We start from the raw sequence: 17,003 nt of genomic DNA on the forward strand, positions 1-17,003 counted from the left end.
GCGGCCCGCTGAGCAGGCCGCATCCCTTACTTGTTCTCCTTGACCTCTTCGAACTCAGCGTCGACCACGTCGTCACCGGCATCCTTGGCGTCGCCGGCATCAGCCTGCGCGGCACCACCTTGCGGCTGCTCGGCGTACATCTTCTGCGCCAGCGGCGTGGTGGCCTCCGACAGTGCGTTCATCTTGGCTTCGATGGCCGCTTTGTCATCGCCCTTCACGGCTACTTCCAGCTCGCCAATGGCCTTCTCGATGGTCGCCTTCTCGTCGTCGGTGGCCTTGTCGCCCGCTTCGGTGAGCATCTTGCGGGTGGCGTGCACCAGCTGATCGCCCTGGTTACGGGCAGTGGCCAGCTCTTCGAACTTGCGGTCTTCCTCGGCGTTGGCCTCGGCGTCACGCACCATCTGCTCGATCTCTTCCTCGGACAGACCGGAGTTGGCCTTGATCACGATGGACTGCTGCTTACCGGTGGCCTTGTCCTTGGCGGACACGTGCAGGATGCCGTTGGCATCGATATCGAAGGTCACTTCGATCTGCGGCACGCCACGCGGAGCCGGCGGAATCTCGGCCAGGTCGAACTTGCCCAGCGACTTGTTCTGCGCAGCCTGCTTACGCTCACCCTGCAGCACGTGAATGGTCACGGCGTTCTGGTTGTCGTCGGCGGTGGAGAACACCTGCGACTTCTTGGTCGGGATGGTGGTGTTCTTCTCGATCAGCGCAGTCATCACGCCGCCCATGGTTTCGATACCCAGGGTCAGCGGGGAGACGTCCAGCAGCAGAACGTCCTTGACGTCACCAGCCAGAACCGCGCCCTGAATGGCGGCGCCCATGGCCACGGCTTCGTCCGGGTTGACGTCCTTACGCGGCTCCTTGCCAAAGAACTCGGCAACGGTCTTCTGCACCAGCGGCATACGGGTCTGGCCGCCGACCAGGATCACGTCGTCGATCTTGCTGACGTCGATACCGGCGTCCTTCAGCGCAGTGCGGCACGGCTCGATGGTGCGCTGCACCAGGTCTTCGACCAGCGATTCGAGCTTGGAACGGGAGATCTTCACGTTCAGGTGCTTCGGACCGGTGGCATCTGCAGTGATGTACGGCAGGTTGACGTCGGTCTGCTGGCTCGAGGACAGCTCGATCTTGGCCTTCTCGGCAGCTTCCTTCAGGCGCTGCATGGCCAGCGGGTCGCCCTTGAGGTTCATGCCGGTTTCTTTCTTGAATTCGTCGACGAGGTAATCGATCAGGCGAATGTCGAAGTCCTCACCACCGAGGAAGGTGTCACCGTTGGTGGCCAGTACTTCGAACTGGTGCTCGCCATCGACTTCGGCGATCTCGATCACCGATACGTCGAAGGTACCGCCGCCCAGGTCGTAAACGATCACGGTGTGGTCGCCCTTGGCCTTGTCCATGCCATAGGCCAGCGCAGCCGCGGTCGGCTCGTTGATGATGCGCTTGACGTCCAGACCGGCGATGCGGCCGGCGTCCTTGGTGGCCTGACGCTGGCTGTCGTTGAAGTAGGCCGGAACGGTGATCACCGCTTCGGTGACTGGCTCGCCCAGGTAGTCCTCGGCGGTCTTCTTCATCTTCTTCAGCACTTCGGCGCTGATCTGCGGCGGCGCCATTTTCTGGCCGTTCACTTCGACCCAGGCGTCATTGTTGTCCGCCTTGACGATCTTGTACGGAACCATCTGGATGTCTTTCTGCACGACATCCTCGTCGAAACGACGACCGATCAGACGCTTCACCGCGTACAGGGTGTTGTGCGGGTTGGTCACGGCCTGGCGCTTGGCCGACTGGCCAACCAGGATTTCGCCGTCGCCCGCGTAGGCGATGATGGACGGCGTGGTGCGAGCGCCTTCGGCGTTCTCCAGCACCTTGACGTTGCCGTTTTCCAGAATGGAGACGCAGGAGTTGGTGGTCCCCAGGTCGATACCGATGATTTTACCCATGAAAATTCTCCCGAAACTTTGATTTATCCGTCGCCTCGTTTCACAGGCGCCGGCAGCACTAAAACGCTTGACTCAAAAATGGGGTCGCCCCCGGAAATTTCAAGCCTGCTCGTCGATGGACGGCGGCGGCGTGGTAGGCGCCTTGCTGACCACGACCATGGCCGGGCGCAGCAGACGACCGTTGAGCAGATAACCCTTCTGGAACACCTTGAGCACCGAGTTCGGCTCGACGTTGGTGCTCTCTTCCATCGCCATGGCCTGGTGATGCTCGGGGTTGAACGGCTCACCATGCGGCTCGATCGCTTCCAGCTGATGACGCGCCAGGGTGTCGAGGAACAGCTTGAGGGTCAGTTGCATGCCCTCACGCACGCCCTTGATGGCTTCGTCGTCCGGGCTGGACAGCTCCAGGCCACGCTCCAGGCTGTCGACCACCGGCAGCAGGTCGTTGGCAAACTTCTCCAGGGCGAACTTGTGCGCCTTCTCCACATCCTGCTCGGCGCGACGGCGCACATTCTGCAGCTCGGCCGCTACGCGCAACGACTGATCCTGCGCCGCAGCCAGCTGCTCTTCCAGGGCCTGTACGCGAGCCGCCAGGTCGTCGCTCGACGCGACGTTCTCGGCCGCCTGAGTCTCGGGGTTCTGCGTATCCAGGTACTGTTCGTCAGCCATGCCTATCTCCTCTCGAATGAATCGGCGCGAGTCCGGCTCGCGCTCCTGCCGCCTATATGGAGCCAATTCCACAGCTTTCAAGGGGCGATAGACGAGGATTGCCAGGAAAAGAAAAAACACTGTATAAATAACCAGACATCAACTCGGGAGCGTTCGCCATGCTGGTGCACCTGTCCATTCACAACTACGCCATCGTCGACCACCTGGATCTCGAACTGGATGCCGGCATGAGCGCCATCAGCGGCGAGACCGGTGCCGGCAAGTCGATCATGCTCGACGCCCTCGGCCTGTGCCTGGGTGATCGCGCCGACAGCGGCGTGGTACGCCCAGGCGCGGACAAGGCGGACATTCTTGCCAGCTTCGATCTGGCGGACATTCCCGAAGCCCGCACCTGGCTCGCCGAACGCGATCTGGACAGCGACGGCCCGTGCATCCTGCGCCGGGTGATCACCGCTGAAGGTCGATCACGCGGCTACATCAATGGCAGCCCCTGTCCGCAGGCCGACCTCAAGGCCATTGGCGAGCTGATCATCGATATTTACAGCCAGCACGAACATCAATCGCTGCTCAAGACCGACACCCATCGCCGCCTGCTCGACGAATACGCCGGCAGCCAGGAGCTGGCGCGTCAGGTGCAACTCGCCGCGCAGCGCTGGAAGCAGACGCGCAACGAGCTGGAGCGCATCTCCAGCCAGGGTGACGAACAGCGCGCCCGCCACCAGTTGCTCAGCTATCAGCTCGAAGAGCTGGAGAATCTCGCCCTCGGCGACAACGAACTGGAACAACTGGAGCAGGAGCACAAGGCCCTGAGCAATGCCGACGCGCTGCTCGGCGCCTGCCGTCAGGTGCTCGACCTGTGCAGCGAGAGCGACGCCGGCAACGTGCTGGCGGCGCTGACCGCCAGCCTCAACCGCCTGGGCGCGTTCGGCGGCCAGGGCAGCGCGCTGGGTGAAGCGAGCAACCTGTTGGCCAGCGCGCAGATTCAGGTCGAAGAAGCCGTCGGTGAGCTGAACCGCTTCGTCGATCACTTCGACGCCGATCCCGAGCGCCAGCAGTTTCTCGAGGAGCGCCTGGACACCATCTATACCCTGGCGCGCAAGCACCGCATCCAGCCCACCGAGCTAGCAGCCCTGCAGCAGCAACTGTTCGAGGAACTCGAAGGCCTGAATGCCGACGACCAGGCCAGCGAACGCCTGGCCGAGGAACTGGCCGCCTATGAGCGCCACTATCAGGAAAAGGCAGCCGAACTCAGCACCCTGCGTGGCAACGCCGCCGAGCGCCTGTCCGCGGCCGTGGAACAGGAGATGCAGGCACTGGGTATGCCAGGCGGGCGTTTCAGCATCCAGCTGCAATCCATGAGCTGCGAAGAGCCGCATGCCAATGGCCTGGAAACCGTGGAGTTCCTGGTCAGCGCCAACCCCGGCCAGCCGTTGCGCGGCCTGGCGAAGGTGGCCTCCGGTGGCGAGCTGTCGCGTATCAGCCTGGCGATCCAGGTGATCACTGCCCAGACCTCGCGCGTACCGACCCTGGTATTCGACGAAGTGGACGTCGGTATCGGCGGCCCGACGGCGGAAGTGGTCGGCCAGCTGCTGCGCCGCCTTGGCGAACGCGGCCAGGTGCTCTGCGTCACCCACCTGCCGCAAGTCGCCGCGCAAGGTCATCAGCACCTGTTCGTGCACAAGCGTCGCGGCGAAGATGCCACTTCCACTGCGGTGAGCAAGCTGGACGAAAGCGGCCGCGTCGAGGAAATTGCGCGCATGCTCGGCGGCGTCGACCTGACCGAGGAATCCCTGGCCCATGCGCGCAAGATGGTGACCAGCGCACAGGCTGCGTGAAGCGTTGCAGCCGGATGCGATCGGCAAACGGCGATCCGGCTTGCATCGAAGCCATAAAACAGAAAGGCGACCCGAGGGTCGCCTTTCTCATTACCGCAGAAGCATCAGCTCTTCTTGCGTACGTACAGCACCAGATTGTGATCGACCAGCTCGAAGCCGTGCTCCTTGACGATTTCCTTCTGGCGCTTCTCGATCTCGGAATCGAAGAACTCGATCACCTCACCGGAATCGACACAGACCATATGGTCGTGGTGGCCGCTGTCGGCCAGCTCGAATACGGCATGGCCGCCATCGAAGTTGTGACGCACCACCAGGCCGGCGGCCTCGAACTGAGTCAGCACGCGGTACACGGTGGCTAGGCCAACGTCTTCACCTGCCTCCATCAGCGCCTTGTACACATCCTCCGCACTCATGTGGCGGTGCTCGGCGTTATCGAGCATCTGCAGGATTTTGACCCGTGGCAGAGTCACCTTCAGTCCAGCTTTGCGCAGTTCGTTATTTTCAACCATGGTCTGCTTTCTCATGGATGCTGCTTCGCAGCACCCTTCAATACGGGTATGATCCGGGGTTCAAGTTGCCCAAGATAGTGGAAGTCACCCTCCGATGCAAAAAACCAAGCTCTTGCTGACCAGCCTGTCGCTGACCGGGCTCTTCGCACTCGCCGGTTGTTCATTCCCCGGGGTTTACAAGATCGACATTCAACAGGGCAATGTCGTGACACAGGACATGATAGACCAGCTGCGCCCTGGAATGACCCGGCGCCAAGTGCGGTTTATCATGGGCAACCCGCTGATCACCGACACCTTCCATGCCGATCGCTGGGATTACCTGTACAGCATCCAGCCAGGCGGCGGCCAGCGCCTGCAGGAGCGCGTCAGCCTGGTGTTCGACGGCAGCGACCAACTGGTCGGCCTGGCCGGCGACTTCATGCCAGGCGTCAGCCGTGACCAGGCGATCATGGGCGAAGGCAGCGACACCGGCAGCGCACAGCCGCAAGCCGAACCGCAGGAAGATACTCCGCCGGCACCCGGCTCGCTGCTGGAACAGATCCAGCGCGAAGTAGATGATGTCGAGACCGTCCCGGTTCCGACCCCCGAGCCGCTGGACACCGATCCGCAGTAACAAGCGGACACGAAAAAGCCCGGAGCGAATCCGGGCTTTTTCATATCTGCGATCTGCTGAGCAGCCTTGTAGTAATCAGGTTGACTCTTCGCCCTCTTCCCGCGCCTTGGCTTTGGCCGCCCGCTGCTTGCGCACTTCTTTCGGATCGGCAATCAGCGGTCGGTAGATCTCGACTCGCTCCCCCTCCTCCAGCACTCGCTCTTGCGGCTTGCTCACCGCCTTGCCGAAAATGCCCAGCGGCGCCTGGTTCAGATCCAGCTCCGGAAAGAACTGCTGCATGCCTGAGCGCAGTGCCGCTTCCCGCACCGTGGTGCCGACCGGCACCGACAGGCGCAGCAACTTCTGCCGCTCAGCGAGGGCATAGACCACCTCGATGGCGATACTGGGCTTATCCATACAACTGCTTGGCTCGCTGGCAGAAGGCGTCGACCATGGTGTTGGCCGCCTGGTTGAACAACGGGCCCAGCGTGGCGCGCACTAGCGGCCCGGCGTAGTCGAAGGTCAGGTCCAGGCTGATCTTGCAGGCCTTGTCGCCCAGCGCCTTGAACTCCCAGACACCATTGAGGCTGGTGAACGGTCCTTCCTGAAGATTCATCTCGATGCGCTGCCCCGGCAGCAGCACATTACGCGTGACGAAGCGCTGGCCGATCCCGCCCTTGGCCACTTCGAGGCTGGCCAGCATGTGCGTCTCGCTGACTTCCAATATTTCGCTGGAGCTACACCAAGGTAGGAACTGCGGGTAGCTGGCCACATCGTTAACGAGGTCATACAGCGCCTGCGCCGGATAAGGCAACAACGCCGAGCGCTGGATTCGAGTAGTCATTTACTTGCTCAGCTCCGCGATGAATACAATCAGCACGCCGATTGGCGCCACGACGCGAATCAGCCAGAGGGACAGATTGAACAGCAGCGGGCTTCTGATGGCCAACTCTTCGCGCACGACGTCGCGACTCAGCACCCAGCCGGCGAACAGGGCGAAGGACAACCCGCCCAGCGGCAGCAGAATGCGGCTGGTGAGGTAATCGATACTGTCGAAGAAGGTCTTGCCGCCCTCGGCGCCCCACTGCAACAGGTGGAAGCCGTCCTCGGCAAAGACGAAGAACTTGGCGTCGGCCCAGTGGTTGAACGAGAGCACCGTGCCCATGCCGAAAACCCAGCAGAACAGCGCCAGTACCGCGGTTACCTGGGTGCGGCTGCGCCCGGTTTTCTCGACGAAGTAGGCAACGGCCGGCTCCAGCATGGAGATCGATGAGCTCCAGGCAGCGACAGCCACCAGCACGAAGAAGATCAGCCCCATCACCTGGCCGAAGGCAATGTTGCCGAAGGCGATCGGCAAGGTGACGAACATCAGCCCCGGCCCGCCACCCGGCTCCAGGCCAGCGGCAAATACGATGGGGAACAGCGCCAGGCCGGCGGTCAGCGCCACCAGCGTGTCGAGCAGGCCAACGGTCAGTACCGTGACGCCAATCGAAGCCTTCTTCGGCATATAGGCGCCGTAGACCATGATCGAGCCGACGCCGACACTCAGGGTAAAGAACGCATGGCCCATGGCCGCGAGAATGCCGTCCTGTACCTTGCTCGGATCGAAATGGAACAGGAAGTCGAAGCCTTCGCGAAAATGCCCGGTGGTGAAGCTGTAACCCAGCAGTACCAGCAGCAGCACGAACAGCAGCGGCATCATGATGCGCAGGCTGCGCTCCAGCCCGGCCACCACGCCTTTGGGGATGACGAATGCGGTCCCCAGCATGAACAGGCTGTGCCACAGGGTCAGCCGCCACGGGTCGGAGGTGAGGCCGCCGAACGCCGCACCGGCACCATCGGCGCTGATACCGGTAAAGTCGCCACGACCCATGCTGAGGATGTAATCCAGCGACCAGCCTGCCACCACGCTGTAGAAGGACAGGATCAACAGCGCGGCGACCATGCCCATCAATGCCGCCAGCGACCAGCGCTTCGACGCGCCGGCTTCGATCGCCAGGCTCTTCATCGCGTTGACCGGGCTTTGCCGGCCACGGCGACCGATCAGGGTTTCCGCCAGCATGATCGGCACGCCAACCAGGGCGATGCAGAACAGGTACATCACGACGAACGCGCCGCCGCCGTAGACGCCCGTCATGTAAGGAAACTTCCAGATATTGCCGAGGCCCACGGCCGAACCGGTGGCCGCCAGAATGAACACCCAGCGGCTGGCCCAGGCACCATGAATTGAAACGTTGTCGCTCGCCATTGCGGCCAAGACCCCAGATTGCGGGAAAAAAGATCGCGCATTGTCGGAGATTCGAGGCATGGGCTCAAGTTTGGCTCGGTAAAGCCCCATGGCGCAGGCGCGGGCGACCCCCTATAATGCGCGGCCTATGGCTAAGCAAAAGAAACATCCTCAAGGCACCATCGCGCTGAATAAAAAGGCGCTGCACGATTACTTCGTCGAACAGAAGTTCGAGGCGGGCGTCGCCCTGGCCGGCTGGGAAGTGAAAAGCCTGCGCGCCGGCAAAGCGCAGCTGGTCGACAGCTACGTGCTGCTCAAGGACGACGAGGCCTGGCTGATGGGGGCACATATCACCCCGTTGAAGACCGCCAGCACTCACGTCATCGCCGACCCGATCCGCACGCGCAAGCTGCTGCTGAACAAGCGCGAGTTGGACAAGCTGTTTGGCGCCGTGCAGCAGAAAGGCTACACCTGCGTAGCCCTGTCGCTGTACTGGAAACAGCACCTGGTCAAGTGCGAGATCGCCCTGGCCAAGGGCAAGAAGGACTTTGACAAACGTCACGTCGAAAAAGAGCGCGACGCCAACCGCGAAGTCCAGCGTGCCATGCGCAGCAAAGGCAAGGACGAGTAAGCACGCGCCTCAAGCGAAGGCGATAATGTCTGGCATTATCGCCGTTGCACGCGGTTCTACAGCCCCTGTCGCCTTTGCGCACGCGCCACGCGCTGAGCTTCCAGCTGCACTTCCGACAGCACTTCCTGCACATAGTCGATGTGCTGGTTGGACAGATCGCGCGCGTCTTCCGCACGCCCTTCGATGATGGCCTCGTATAGCGCGCGGTGCTGACCGATCAGCATGTCGCGCGTTTCCTCGCGCTGGGCGTACATGCCGCCGATGTTGGTCACCACGTTGCGCTTGAGCAGGTCGAACAGCCCGCGAATGGTGTGCAGCAGAACGGCGTTGTGGCTGGCCTCCGCAATCGCCAGGTGAAAACGCGCATCGGCTGCGCCCTCCTCCGCACGGGTCACCTTGCCAACCCGCGCATAGCAATCCTGCAACGCCTCGAACGCCTCGGCGAGCCGCTGCCGGTCGATATCGGTCGCCCGCCGGGCCGCGTAATAGGCGCAGGAACCCTCCAGCGTATGGCGAAACTCCAGCAGATCGCGCTGCGCATCCTCCTTGTTCTCCAGCAACTGCAGCAACGGGTCGCTGAAGGTCGAGCCAAGAGTTTCGGCCACGTAGTTGCCACCACCCTGGCGACTGACCAACAACCCCTTGGCCACCAGTTTCTGGATCGCTTCACGCAGGGACGGGCGGGAAACGCCGAACTGCTCCGCCAGCGCACGCTCGGCAGGCAGCTTCTCACCGGCGCCCAAGGTGCCCTCGAGAATCATGGTTTCCAGTTGCGCGACGATGTCATCCGAAAGACGCCGCTGCCGCACCAGACCTACTTCCATCACCCGCATCTCCATTGATTTGACCAGGCCTCAAGCCTCATGGCGCAAGCCTATAGCGCCCGTACCGCCTGAACAAGCAAGCACCATACGACCAAAGTCTTAGCCTCCCGATTTGACAGCCTATTGGGCAACTTTTAACCTGAGCCCGCTACTTTGTAAATTGGTCTTACCAATTTAGCCAACAAGAACAACAAACCATCGAGGTCACGCCATGACAGCTCTACACGCTGCACGCCTGTTCGATAACGCCTCATCCCTGCCGCGCGACCCGCGCGCTCGTGTGGAGTAAGTCCCAATGTCCAACGGAATTCTCGCCCTGCTGGCGTTTTCGCCGATCCTGCTTGCAGCCATCCTGCTGATCGGCCTGCGCTGGCCGGCCAAACACGCCATGCCGCTGGTCTATCTGCTGACTGCCGCAGTCGGCCTGTTCGCCTGGGACATGACCCTCAACCGCGTTCTCGCCTCCACGCTGCAAGGCCTGCTGATCACCCTTGGCCTGCTGTGGATCATCTTCGGCGCGATCCTGCTGCTCAACACCCTCAAGCACTCCGGTGGCATCACCGCGATTCGTGCAGGGTTCACCACCATCAGCCCTGACCGCCGCATCCAGGCCATCATCATCGCCTGGCTGTTCGGCTGCTTCATCGAGGGCGCCTCGGGCTTCGGCACACCGGCCGCCATCGCCGCCCCGCTGCTGGTCGCCATCGGCTTCCCGGCCATGGCCGCGGTGCTGATGGGCATGCTGGTGCAGAGCACGCCGGTCTCCTTCGGCGCGGTCGGCACGCCGATCATCGTCGGCCTCAACACCGGCCTGGACACCGCCACCATCGGTGCCCAGCTGGTCGAACAGGGCTCGTCCTGGGCGCAGTTCCTGCAGCTGATCACCAGTGAAGTGGCGATCATCCACGCCACTGTCGGGGTGATCATGCCGACCATCATGGCGATGATGCTGACCCGTTTCTTCGGCCAGGAGAAAAGCTGGAAAGCCGGTCTGGCAGTGTTGCCGTTCGCCATCTTCGCCGGCATCGCCTTCGTCGTGCCGTACGTCTTCACCGGCGTGTTCCTCGGCCCGGAATTCCCCTCGCTGCTGGGCGGCCTGATCGGCCTGGCGATCGTCACCAGTGCCGCACGTTTCGGTTTCCTGGTGCCGAAGAAGACCTGGGACTTCGCCCCGGCCGACAAATGGCCGAGCGAATGGCTGGGCACCGTCGAGATGAAACTGGACGAGTTGACCGCCAAGCCGATGAGCGCACTGCGCGCCTGGCTGCCCTACGTACTGGTCGGCGCCCTGCTGGTGGTCAGCCGCGTATTCCCGGAAGTGGGTAACGCTCTGAAGGCAGTGGTGGTTAACTTCCCCGACCTGCTCGGCGAGGCCGGCGTCAGCGCCAACTTCCAGCCGCTCTACCTGCCCGGCGGCATTCTGGTCGCCGTGGTCCTGGCCACGTTCTTCCTGCATGGCATGAAGGCGCGCGATCTGGGCAAGGCGGTGAAGGAATCCTCCAGCGTGTTGCTCAGCGCCGGCTTCGTGTTGCTGTTCACCGTGCCGATGGTACGTATCCTGATCAACTCCGGGGTCAACAGCGCTGAGCTGGCCAGCATGCCGATCCTTATGGCCCGCTGGGTGGCCGACAGCGTTGGCGGCATCTACCCGCTGCTGGCGCCGAGTATCGGCGCCCTGGGTGCCTTCATCGCCGGCTCCAACACCGTCAGCAACATGATGTTCAGCCAGTTCCAGTTCGGCGTGGCCAGCAGCCTGGGCATCTCCAGCGCCCTGATCGTCGCGGTCCAGGCCGTGGGCGCCGCTGCCGGCAACATGGTGGCGATCCACAACGTGGTCGCGGCTTCGGCCACCGTTGGCCTGCTCGGCCGCGAAGGCAGTACCCTGCGCAAGACCATCTGGCCGACGCTGTACTACGTGCTGTTCACCGGCATCATCGCGATGGTCGCGATCTACGTGCTGGGTGTCAGCGACCCGCTGGTGCACTGACCCGCATCGCTAGAAAGCGCCCCGGCCAAGCCGGGGCTCTTGCCGTCAGGCTACGCTTCCCCTTTTCAGCAACAGGATGAGCCCATGATCATTTCTGCCTCCACCGACTATCGCGCTGCGGCTCAACGCAAGCTGCCGCCCTTCCTGTTCCACTACGCCGATGGCGGCGCCTACGCCGAGCACACCCTGCGCCGCAACGTCGCCGACCTGTCGGATATCGAACTGCGCCAGCGCGTGCTGAAGAACATGTCCGAACTGGACCTGTCCACCGAGCTGTTCGGCGAGAAGATGTCGATGCCGGTCGGCCTGGCGCCGGTCGGCCTGACCGGGATGTTCGCCCGCCGTGGCGAGGTGCAGGCCGCCAAGGCGGCAGCGGCCAAGGGTATTCCCTTTACCTTGTCCACCGTGTCGGTGTGCCCGATCGAGGAAGTGGCGCCGGCCATCGACCGGCCGATGTGGTTCCAGCTCTATGTGCTGAAAGACCGCGGCTTCATGAAGAACGCCCTGGAGCGCGCCAAAGCCGCTGGCTGCTCGACCCTGGTGTTCACCGTGGACATGCCCGTACCCGGCGCACGTTACCGCGACGCCCATTCCGGTATGAGCGGCCCGAACGCGGCGCTGCGCCGCATGCTGCAGGCCATGACTCATCCGCAGTGGGCCTGGGATGTCGGCCTGCTGGGCAGACCGCATGACCTGGGCAACATCTCCGCCTACCGCGGCAACCCCACCGGGCTGGCCGACTACATCGGCTGGCTGGGCGCCAACTTCGACCCGTCGATTTCCTGGAAAGACCTGGAATGGATCCGTGATTTCTGGGACGGCCCGATGGTGATCAAGGGCATCCTCGACCCCGAAGATGCCCGCGATGCTGTGACCTTCGGCGCCGACGGCATCATCGTGTCCAACCATGGCGGTCGTCAGCTCGATGGTGTGCTGTCCAGCGCCCGCGCCTTGCCGGCCATCGCCGACGCGGTCAAGGGCGACCTGAAGATTCTCGCCGACTCCGGCATCCGCACCGGTCTGGACGTGGTGCGCATGATTGCCCTCGGCGCCGACACCGTGCTGCTTGGCCGCGCCTTCCTCTACGCATTGGCCGCGGCCGGTGGCGCCGGCGTGAGCAACCTGCTCGACCTGATCGAGAAGGAAATGCGTGTGGCCATGGTGCTGACCGGTGCCAAGTCCATCGCCGACATCAGCTCGGATTTACTGGTAAAGGAGCGCTGATCCAATGACTGCCGCCGTCACCACCTCCGTCACCCGTGACGCTCTGCTGGCGCAGATGCGCCAGATTGTCGGAGCCAGCCACGTGCTGACCGATGAGCAATCGACACGGCGCTTTCGCAAGGGCCATCGCACCGGTGAGGGCAATGTGCTGGCGGTGGTACGCCCGGGCTCGCTGCTGGAGCAATGGCGTATCCTGCAGGCGGCGGTGGCGGCCGATCGCATCGTCATCATGCAGGCGGCCAACACCGGCCTGACCGGTGGCTCGACCCCGGACGGCGCCGATTACGACCGCGAGATCGTGCTGATCAGTACCCTGCGCATCACTGGCGTGCAACTGATCAACGATGGCCAGCAGGTGGTCTGTCTGCCCGGCGCAACCCTGGATCGCCTGGAACAGGCGCTGGCGCCGCTGAACCGCGAACCGCATTCGGTGATCGGCTCGTCCTGCATCGGCGCCTCGGTACTCGGTGGCATCTGCAACAACTCCGGCGGTGCCCTGGTGCGCCGCGGCCCGGCCTATACCGAACTGGCGCTGTACGCGCAGGTGAAGGATGACGGCTCGCTGGAGCTGGTCAACCACCTGGGGATCGAACTGGGCGACACCCCGGAAGAAATCCTCAGCCGCCTGCAGAGCGGCGACTACACACCGCAGCAGGTGCGCAACGAGGCAACCGCCAAGGCCTCCGATGCGCGCTACGGTGAGCACGTGCGCGATGTCGACGCCGACACTCCGGCGCGCTTCAATGCCGACCCTTCGCGCCTGTTCGAGGCCTCCGGCTCGGCCGGCAAGCTGTGCCTGTTCGCCGTGCGCCTGGACACCTTCCCGAAGGAGCCGAGCACGGTGTTCTACATCGGCAGCAACGACCCGCACGATCTCACCGAAGTGCGCCGTCACCTGCTGGCCAAACTGCCGCGTCTGCCGATTGCCGGGGAATACATCCACCGCACCGCCTTCGACATTGGCGAGAAGTACGGCAAGGACACCTTCCTGGTGATCGACAAATTCGGCACCGCCAAGGTGCCGGCCGCCTTCGCCATGAAGAGCCGGGTCGACGGTTTCTTCGAGCGCTTCGGCCTGCGCGGGGTGACCGACAAGGTGATCCAGACGCTGATGAATCTCCTGCCCAGCCACCTGCCGGCGCGCATGTGCGAGTACCGTGACCGTTACGAGCATCACCTGCTGGTGCGCGTGTCCAACGACACCCTGGAGCAGACCCGCGCCTTCCTCACCGAGTATTTCACCGGTAGCACCAGCGGCGGCTACTTCGAGTGCGACGCCGATGAAGGGCGCAAGGCCTTCCTGCATCGTTTCGCCATCGCCGGCGCGGCCATTCGCTACCGCGAGGCACACCGCAGCAGCGTCGAGGACATTCTCGCCCTGGATATCGCCCTGCGCCGCAACGACCGCGACTGGGTCGAGACGCTGCCGCAGGAGATGGAAGAGCAGATCATCCACAAGCTCTACTACGGGCACTTCTTCTGCCATGTGTTCCATCAGGACTACATCGTCAAGAAGGGCATCGACCCGATCGAGATGGAGCACCGCATGTGGAAACTACTGGACGCACGCCGCGCCGAGTACCCGGCCGAGCACAACGTCGGCCACCTGTACGTGGCCAAGCCGGCGCTGGCCGGCTTCTACCGCGAGTTGGACCCGACCAACACCTTCAACCCTGGCATCGGCCATACCTCGAAGAAGAAGCATTGGGGTGGGTGTTGCGGGCAGGAGCATTGAGCTGGAATGGCGGTGGACGTACAGAGCTCACAGCTGTAAGAGCGAATTTATTCGCGATCGCGGTAATCCCCATCGCGGATAAATCCGCTCCTACACGAAATCGTGCAACCTGAAACACAAAGGCCCGCCAAATTGGCGGGCCTTGCGTTTACGCGGCAAGCGATCAGGCGAAGACGATCTCTTCGCCGTCCACCTTGGCCTTGACCTGCGCGCCGGGCGCGAAGTCGCCAGCCAGGATGCGCTGCGCCAGCGGGTTCTCGATCCAGCGCTGGATCGCGCGCTTGAGCGGACGTGCGCCATAAACCGGGTCGTAACCGACGGCGATCAGTTTGTCGAGCGCCTCCGGCGTCAGCTCCAGACTCAGCTCGCGCTCGGCCAGACGGCCACGCAGGCGCTGCAGTTGAATCTCGGCAATACCGGCGATCTGCTCGCGGCCCAGCGGCTCGAACACCACCACCTCGTCGATACGGTTGATGAACTCGGGACGGAAGTGGCTGCTCACCGCATCCATCACCGCCGCGCGCTGCGCTTCCTTGTCGCCGACCAGCTCCTGGATCTGCGCCGAGCCAAGGTTGGAGGTCATCACGATCACGGTGTTCTTGAAGTCCACGGTGCGCCCGTGGCTATCGGTCAGGCGGCCATCTTCGAGCACCTGCAGCAGCACGTTGAACACGTCAGGGTGAGCCTTCTCCACCTCGTCCATCAGCACCACCGAGTACGGCTTGCGACGCACCGCTTCGGTCAGATAACCGCCCTCTTCGTAGCCGACGTAGCCGGGCGGCGCACCGATCAGACGGGCGACGCTGTGCTTTTCCATGAACTCGGACATGTCGATGCGCACCAGCGCCTCTTCGGTGTCGAAGAGGAACTCGGCCAGCGCCTTGCACAGCTCGGTCTTGCCCACCCCGGTGGGGCCGAGGAAGAGGAACGAGCCACTCGGCCGGTTCGGATCGGCCAATCCTGCACGGGAACGGCGCACGGCGTTGGAAACAGCGACCACCGCTTCGTCCTGGCCGATCACACGCTGGTGCAGCAGGCCTTCCATCTTCAGCAGTTTTTCGCGCTCGCCTTCGAGCATCTTGCTTACCGGAATGCCGGTCCACTTGGACACGACCTCGGCGATCTCCTCGTCGGTGACCTTGTTGCGCAGCAGCTGGTTCTCGCTCTTGCCGTGCTGGTCGACCATCTGCAGGCTGCGCTCCAGGTCCGGAATGATGCCGTACTGCAGCTCGGCCATGCGATTGAGGTCGCCCTTGCGCCGCGCGGCCTCGAGCTCGGTCTTGGCCTGCTCGATCTTCTGCTGGATCTGCGCCGAACCTTGCACCTCGGCTTTTTCCGACTTCCAGATTTCATCCAGGTCGGCGTATTCCTTCTCCAGACGGACGATGTCTTCCTTGAGTTTTTCCAGGCGTTTGAGCGCCGCGTCGTCGTCTTCCTTCTTCAGCGCCTCGCGCTCGATTTTCAGCTGGATCAGGCGACGATCCAGGCGATCAAGCTCCTCGGGCTTGGAGTCGATTTCCATCCGGATGCGGCTGGCGGCCTCGTCGATCAGGTCGATGGCCTTGTCCGGCAGCTGGCGGTCGGTGATGTAGCGATGGCTGAGCTTGGCCGCGGCGATGATCGCGCCATCGGTGATGGTCACGCCGTGGTGCACCTCGTAGCGTTCCTTGAGGCCACGGAGGATGGCAATGGTGTCTTCCTCGCTCGGCTCGTCCACCAGCACTTTCTGGAAGCGGCGCTCCAGCGCGGCGTCCTTCTCGATGAACTGGCGGTACTCGTCCAGCGTGGTGGCACCGACGCAGTGCAGCTCGCCACGGGCCAGCGCCGGCTTGAGCATGTTGCCGGCATCCATCGCGCCCTCGGCCTTGCCGGCGCCGACCATGGTGTGCAGCTCGTCGATGAACAGGATGACGCGCCCCTCCTGCTTGCTCAGCTCATTGAGCACGGCTTTCAGGCGCTCTTCGAATTCGCCGCGGAACTTGGCACCGGCGATCAGCGAACCCATGTCCAGCGACAGCAGGCGCTTGTCTTTCAGACCATCGGGTACTTCGCCGTTGATGATGCGCTGGGCCAGGCCCTCAGCGATGGCGGTCTTGCCCACGCCGGGCTCACCGATCAGCACCGGGTTGTTCTTGGTGCGACGCTGCAGCACCTGGATGGTGCGGCGAATCTCGTCGTCACGGCCGATCACCGGGTCGAGCTTGCCGTCCTCGGCACGCTTGGTCAGGTCGACGGTGTACTTGTCCAGCGCCTGGCGCGACTCCTCGACATTAGGGTCGTTGACGGCCTGGCCGCCGCGCAGGTTGGCGATGGCATTTTCCAGCGCCTTCTTCGACACGCCCTGGCCGAGCAGCAGCTTGCCCAGTTTGGTGTTCTCGTCCATGGCGGCGAGCAGCACCAGCTCGCTGGAAATGAACTGGTCGCCCTTCTGCTGCGCCAGACGGTCGGCCTGGTTGAGCAGGCGCGCCAGATCCTGCGACAGGTTGATGTCGCCGGTGGGGTTCTGCAGTTTGCCGAGCTGGTCCAGCTCGCGGGTCAGGCCCTGGCGCAGGCTGTTGATATCGAAGCCCACCTGCATCAGCAGCGGCTTGATCGAACCGCCCTGCTGCTCGAGCAGCGCCTGCATCAGGTGCAGCGGCTCGATGGCGGCGTGGTCCATGCCCACGGCCACCGACTGGGCGTCGGAAAGTGCAAGTTGCAACTTGCTGGTCAAACGGTCGATACGCATATGTCCTTCCTCCAGAATGGCGGGCCGGGACTACTTCCCCGAAAAAAGGGCGTCTCTAAAAACGTAGGCGAGGCAGTCAGCACAAGGCAAAAACAGGCG

The 17,003-nt window shown here is 63.2% G+C and carries 14 protein-coding genes; 6 read left to right on the top strand and 8 right to left on the bottom strand.

Annotation, left to right across the window (positions count from 1 at the left end; all coding sequences use genetic code 11):
* Nucleotides 1-26 precede the first annotated feature (26 nt).
* Together dnaK and grpE are read right to left on the bottom strand one after the other, a co-directional pair.
* Nucleotides 27-1,943 (bottom strand): molecular chaperone DnaK, encoded by a 1,917-nt coding sequence (gene dnaK / locus P3C50_RS15295; RefSeq protein ID WP_275546667.1) that lies wholly within the window; start codon nt 1,941-1,943, stop codon nt 27-29.
* 99 nt (nt 1,944-2,042) lie between these two features.
* Complete coding sequence (gene grpE / locus P3C50_RS15300) at nt 2,043-2,612, bottom strand: nucleotide exchange factor GrpE (RefSeq protein WP_275546668.1); 570 nt, start codon at nt 2,610-2,612, stop codon at nt 2,043-2,045.
* A 158-nt stretch (nt 2,613-2,770) separates the two neighbouring features.
* Here grpE and recN point away from each other — a divergent pair, with 158 nt between their 5' ends.
* Nucleotides 2,771-4,447: a DNA repair protein RecN gene (recN, locus tag P3C50_RS15305; protein WP_275546669.1), complete on the top strand. Its 1,677-nt coding sequence runs from the start codon at nt 2,771-2,773 to the stop codon at nt 4,445-4,447.
* A gap of 104 nt (nt 4,448-4,551) precedes the next feature.
* Here the strand turns inward: recN and fur are convergent, their stop codons facing one another.
* Complete coding sequence (gene fur, locus P3C50_RS15310) at nt 4,552-4,956, bottom strand: ferric iron uptake transcriptional regulator (RefSeq protein WP_013717010.1); 405 nt, start codon at nt 4,954-4,956, stop codon at nt 4,552-4,554.
* Between the two features lie 94 nt (nt 4,957-5,050).
* Here fur and P3C50_RS15315 point away from each other — a divergent pair, with 94 nt between their 5' ends.
* Nucleotides 5,051-5,569: an outer membrane protein assembly factor BamE gene (locus P3C50_RS15315; protein ID WP_275546670.1), complete on the top strand. Its 519-nt coding sequence runs from the start codon at nt 5,051-5,053 to the stop codon at nt 5,567-5,569.
* 75 nt (nt 5,570-5,644) lie between these two features.
* On the opposite strand, the gene P3C50_RS15320 is transcribed toward P3C50_RS15315, so the two are convergent.
* From P3C50_RS15320 to P3C50_RS15330, 3 genes are read right to left on the bottom strand one after another with little or no spacing between them, the layout of a single operon-like run.
* On the bottom strand, nt 5,645-5,965 hold the full coding sequence (locus tag P3C50_RS15320) for an RnfH family protein (protein ID WP_275546671.1): 321 nt from the start codon (nt 5,963-5,965) through the stop codon (nt 5,645-5,647).
* Nucleotides 5,958-6,392 carry a type II toxin-antitoxin system RatA family toxin gene (locus P3C50_RS15325; protein ID WP_104729453.1) on the bottom strand — a complete coding sequence of 145 codons (435 nt, stop codon included), beginning with the start codon at nt 6,390-6,392 and terminating at the stop codon, nt 5,958-5,960. The genes P3C50_RS15320 and P3C50_RS15325 overlap by 8 nt, the downstream gene beginning before the upstream one ends.
* A complete protein-coding gene (locus P3C50_RS15330) occupies nt 6,393-7,796 on the bottom strand; it encodes a sodium-dependent transporter (RefSeq protein ID WP_275546672.1) in 1,404 nt (467 codons plus the stop codon).
* A 127-nt stretch (nt 7,797-7,923) separates the two neighbouring features.
* Here P3C50_RS15330 and smpB point away from each other — a divergent pair, with 127 nt between their 5' ends.
* Nucleotides 7,924-8,406 carry an SsrA-binding protein SmpB gene (gene smpB, locus P3C50_RS15335; RefSeq protein ID WP_013717015.1) on the top strand — a complete coding sequence of 161 codons (483 nt, stop codon included), beginning with the start codon at nt 7,924-7,926 and terminating at the stop codon, nt 8,404-8,406.
* Between the two features lie 56 nt (nt 8,407-8,462).
* Here smpB and P3C50_RS15340 read toward each other — a convergent pair whose 3' ends face one another.
* Nucleotides 8,463-9,230, bottom strand: a complete 768-nt coding sequence (locus P3C50_RS15340; protein WP_197855360.1) for an FCD domain-containing protein — start codon at nt 9,228-9,230, stop codon at nt 8,463-8,465.
* A 295-nt stretch (nt 9,231-9,525) separates the two neighbouring features.
* Between P3C50_RS15340 and P3C50_RS15345 the strand changes: the two genes are divergently transcribed.
* The 3 genes from P3C50_RS15345 (at nt 9,526) to dld (ending at nt 14,176) form a co-directional block, all read left to right on the top strand.
* Nucleotides 9,526-11,217: an L-lactate permease gene (locus P3C50_RS15345; protein ID WP_275546673.1), complete on the top strand. Its 1,692-nt coding sequence runs from the start codon at nt 9,526-9,528 to the stop codon at nt 11,215-11,217.
* Nucleotides 11,218-11,301: 84 nt separating this feature from the next.
* Nucleotides 11,302-12,441: an FMN-dependent L-lactate dehydrogenase LldD gene (gene lldD, locus P3C50_RS15350; protein ID WP_275546674.1), complete on the top strand. Its 1,140-nt coding sequence runs from the start codon at nt 11,302-11,304 to the stop codon at nt 12,439-12,441.
* Nucleotides 12,442-12,445: 4 nt separating this feature from the next.
* Nucleotides 12,446-14,176: a D-lactate dehydrogenase gene (gene dld / locus P3C50_RS15355; RefSeq protein WP_275546675.1), complete on the top strand. Its 1,731-nt coding sequence runs from the start codon at nt 12,446-12,448 to the stop codon at nt 14,174-14,176.
* A 163-nt stretch (nt 14,177-14,339) separates the two neighbouring features.
* Here dld and clpB read toward each other — a convergent pair whose 3' ends face one another.
* Nucleotides 14,340-16,904 (bottom strand): ATP-dependent chaperone ClpB, encoded by a 2,565-nt coding sequence (gene clpB, locus P3C50_RS15360; RefSeq protein WP_275546676.1) that lies wholly within the window; start codon nt 16,902-16,904, stop codon nt 14,340-14,342.
* Nucleotides 16,905-17,003: the final 99 nt, after the last annotated feature.

Origin of the sequence: Pseudomonas sp. Marseille-Q0931, assembly GCF_940789645.1 — a bacterium.
Lineage (GTDB): Bacteria > Pseudomonadota > Gammaproteobacteria > Pseudomonadales > Pseudomonadaceae > Aquipseudomonas.